This is a genomic window from Amnimonas aquatica, from assembly GCF_002943415.1.
GTDB classification, from domain to species: Bacteria; Pseudomonadota; Gammaproteobacteria; order Pseudomonadales; family Moraxellaceae; genus Perlucidibaca; species Perlucidibaca aquatica_A.
Window position 1 is genome coordinate 1 of the sequence record NZ_PTQZ01000203.1, and the last position, 3,180, is coordinate 3,180.

Annotated in this window: 4 protein-coding genes; all 4 read left to right on the top strand. The window is 70.5% G+C overall.

Going from position 1 to position 3,180, the window contains the following annotated elements; genetic code table 11:
* Positions 1 to 293: SDR family oxidoreductase (locus tag C5O18_RS11020; RefSeq protein WP_277422157.1), on the top strand; the 293-nt coding region annotated here is incomplete at its 5' end.
* Positions 290 to 553 carry an SDR family oxidoreductase gene (locus C5O18_RS11025; RefSeq protein ID WP_277422158.1) on the top strand — a complete coding sequence of 88 codons (264 nt, stop codon included), beginning with the start codon at positions 290 to 292 and terminating at the stop codon, positions 551 to 553. The genes C5O18_RS11020 and C5O18_RS11025, both read left to right, overlap by 4 nt.
* Positions 554 to 603: 50 nt before the next feature.
* Positions 604 to 1,800, top strand: coding sequence for an acyl-CoA dehydrogenase family protein (locus C5O18_RS07850; RefSeq protein ID WP_105192944.1), 1,197 nt, complete (start codon positions 604 to 606; stop codon positions 1,798 to 1,800).
* Positions 1,801 to 1,803: 3 nt separating this feature from the next.
* Positions 1,804 to 3,180, top strand: a 1,377-nt coding sequence (locus tag C5O18_RS07855) for a phosphotransferase family protein (protein ID WP_241146785.1), incomplete at its 3' end; no start/stop codon positions are given.

A 3,180-nucleotide genomic window follows, 5' to 3' on the forward strand; every position in this document is an offset into this window, starting at 1 on the left:
CCTCGGTCGCCGAAGCCTTCGCCCAGGCCGAAGCCGTGCTGGGCGCGCAGGTCGACCTGCTGATCAACAATGCCGGCATCGCCGATGGCGGCTTCGTGCACGAGCTCAGTGTCGAGCAGTGGGACCGCGTGGTCGACACCAACCTCAAGGGCCCCTGGCTGGTCAGCCGCGAGTTCGCCCGCCGCCTGATCGCCGGCGGACGCCCCGGCGTGGTGGTGCACGTGGCGTCCATCCTCGGCCAGCGCGTGGCGCAGGCGGTGTCGTCGTACTGCGCATCCAAGGCCGGCCTNTGACCGAAGCACAGGCGCTGGAGTGGTCGCGCCACGGCATCCGCGTCAACGCGCTTGCGCCGGGCTACATCGAAACCGACATGAACCGCGATTTCTTCGCCGGCGAAGCCGGCCAGCGCCTGGTCAAGCGCATGACGGCGCGCCGCCTGGGCCAGGCCGACGAACTCAACGGCGCCCTGCTGCTGCTGTGCAGCGACGCCGGCAGCTTCATCAACGGCACCGCCATCACCGTCGATGGCGCACATCTCTGCTCCAGCCTCTGACGGCTGCGCGCACGCCACTTCCTTCCCGCTGCCGCTCAAGGAGCCGCCCCATGGATTTCAAGCTGTCCCCCGAGGTCGAGACCATCCGCCGCCAGGTCCGCGAGTTCGTCGCCGAGCACCTGCTGCCGCTGGAAGGCAGCGCCGGCTTCTGCGACGAACACGAGAACATCAGCGAGCCGGTGCTGGCCATCTTGCGCGCGAAGGCGAAGGCGGCCGGCCTGTGGGCCTTCCAGATGCCGGTGGCTCGCGGTGGGCGCGGCCTCGACCATATCGGCATGGCGGCGGTCTACGAGGAGGCCGCGCGCTCGCCGTTCGGCCCGGTGGTGTTCAACGCCGCGCCGCCGGACGACGGCAACATGCAGGTGCTGAACAAGGTGCTGACCTCGGAGGCGCTGAAGGACCGCTGGCTGCAGCCGCTGATCGACGGCAAGGTGCGTTCGGCGTTCGCCATGACCGAGCCGCAGGGCTGCGGCTCCGACCCTTCTCTGACCTACACCCGCGCCGAGCGCGTCGGCGACAACTGGCGCATCACCGGTCGCAAGTGGTTCATCACCGGAGCCGAGGGCGCGCAGACCTTCATTCTCATCGCCCGCACCTCGGATGACGAGCGCCGCGGCCTGACCGCCTTCCTGTTCGATGCCGACCAGCCTGGCTGGCGCATCGAGCGGCGCATTCCCATCATGGGGCCGGAGGAGCACGGTGGTCACTGCGAGCTGGTGTTCGACGGCCTGGAGATTCCCGACGAGCAGCGCCTGCTCAATGTCGGCGACGGCCTCAAGCTGACCCAGATCCGCCTCGGCCCGGCGCGCCTGACCCACTGCATGCGCTGGCTCGGCCTGAGCAAGCGCTGCCTGGAGATCGCCGGCGCCTACATCACGGAGCGCGAGAGCTTCGGCATGAAGCTGTCCGAGCACGAGGGCGTGCAGTGGATGCTCGGCGGCGCGGCCATGGACATCCACATCGGCCGCCTGCTGACCATGAACGCGGCCTGGAAGCTCGACCAGGGCGACTTCGCGCGCAAGGAAGTGTCGATGGCCAAGGTGCATGTCGCCGACACCCTGCACAAGGCCGCCGACACCGCCATTCAGCTGCTGGGCGCGCGTGGCTACTCCAAGGACACGCTGGTGGAGTGGGTCTACCGCTACGCCCGCCAGGCCCGCCTGGTCGACGGCGCCAGCGAGATCCACAAGATGGTGCTGTCGCGCAGCTACCTGGCCGAAGGCCAGGAATTCTTCCGCTGGGGCTGAGCCATGTCCGCGCAGACGCCCTGGTGGGATGCCGTCGCCCTCGAAGGCTTCCTCCGCCATGCCACCGGCGCCGACTCGGTCGCGGTGACCGAAGCCCGCCGTTTGTCCGGTGGCGCGGTGCAGGAGAACTGGTGGCTGAGCCTGCAGCCGGCCGGGCAGGAGGCGCTGGATGTCGTGCTGCGCTGCGATGCCGGTTCGCGCGTGCCCGAGTCGCTGAGCCGTGCCCAGGAGTTCACCCTGCTGCGCGTGGCTTTCGAGGCCGGCGTGACCGTGCCCGAGCCGCTGTGGCTGGGCGACGGCTGTCTCGGGCGTGACTTCTTTGTCATGCGCAAGGCCGAGGGCATCGGTGCCGGCTTCCGGCTGGTGCGCGAGCCCGAGTGGGCTGCTGATCGCGAGGCGCTGGCCGAACGCATCGGCACGGAAATGGCGCGCCTGCACCGGGTCCGGCCGCCGGAGCCGCGACTGGACTTCCTGTCGGTGCCCGCCGAGGCGCCGGCCGTCGTCGGGCTACGCCAGTGCCGCGAGTTCCTCGCCGCGCACCGGCAGCCGCATCCCGCCCTGTCCTGGGCGCTGCGCTGGCTGGAGGCGAACCAGCCGGAGGACCAGCGTGTCACGCTCACGCATCGCGACTTGCGCACCGGCAACTATCTGGTCGATCGCCAGGGTCTGACCGCCATTCTCGACTGGGAGTTCGCAGCCTGGTCCGATCCCATGGAAGATCTGGGCTGGTTCTGCGCCCGTTGCTGGCGCTTCGGCCAGGATGCGCTCGAAGCCGGCGGTATCGGCAGCCGCGAGGCGTTCTACCGCGGTTATGCCGCCGGGGCCGGCCAGCCCGTGGATGACCGGGCGGTGCGCTTCTGGGAGGTCTACGCCCACCTGCGCTGGGCGGTGATCGCCCTGCAGCAGGGCGAGCGTCATGTCTCCGGCCGCGAGCCGTCGCTGGAGCTGGCGCTGACCGCGCACATCGTGCCCGAGCTGGAGCTGGAGCTGCTGCGCATGACCGGGCTGGCACTGCCTGCGGATGACTCCGGACCGCTTGTCGAGCCCGGCGACCTGCCCCCGCTGCCGTTGCAGCCGGCGGCCCCCGAGTTGCTGGCGGTCGCCCGCGCCACTCTGCTCGACGACCTGCTGCCGCAGTTGCCGGCATCGGCCCACTATGCCGCGCGCATGGCGGCCAACGCGCTCGCCATTGCCGGTCGCAGCATGGCGGCCGGCGAGCGCGATGCCGGTGCCGCTCGGTCAGCATGGCAGGCCATGGTCGATGCCGTTGCTGGTGGCGGTCTGGATGAGCCTGCGGCTGATCATGCCCGCTCGCGACGGCGCGCGCTCTGGCGCGGCACCGTGGCCCGGGTACGCCTGTCGGCGCCCAGGGCACTGCAG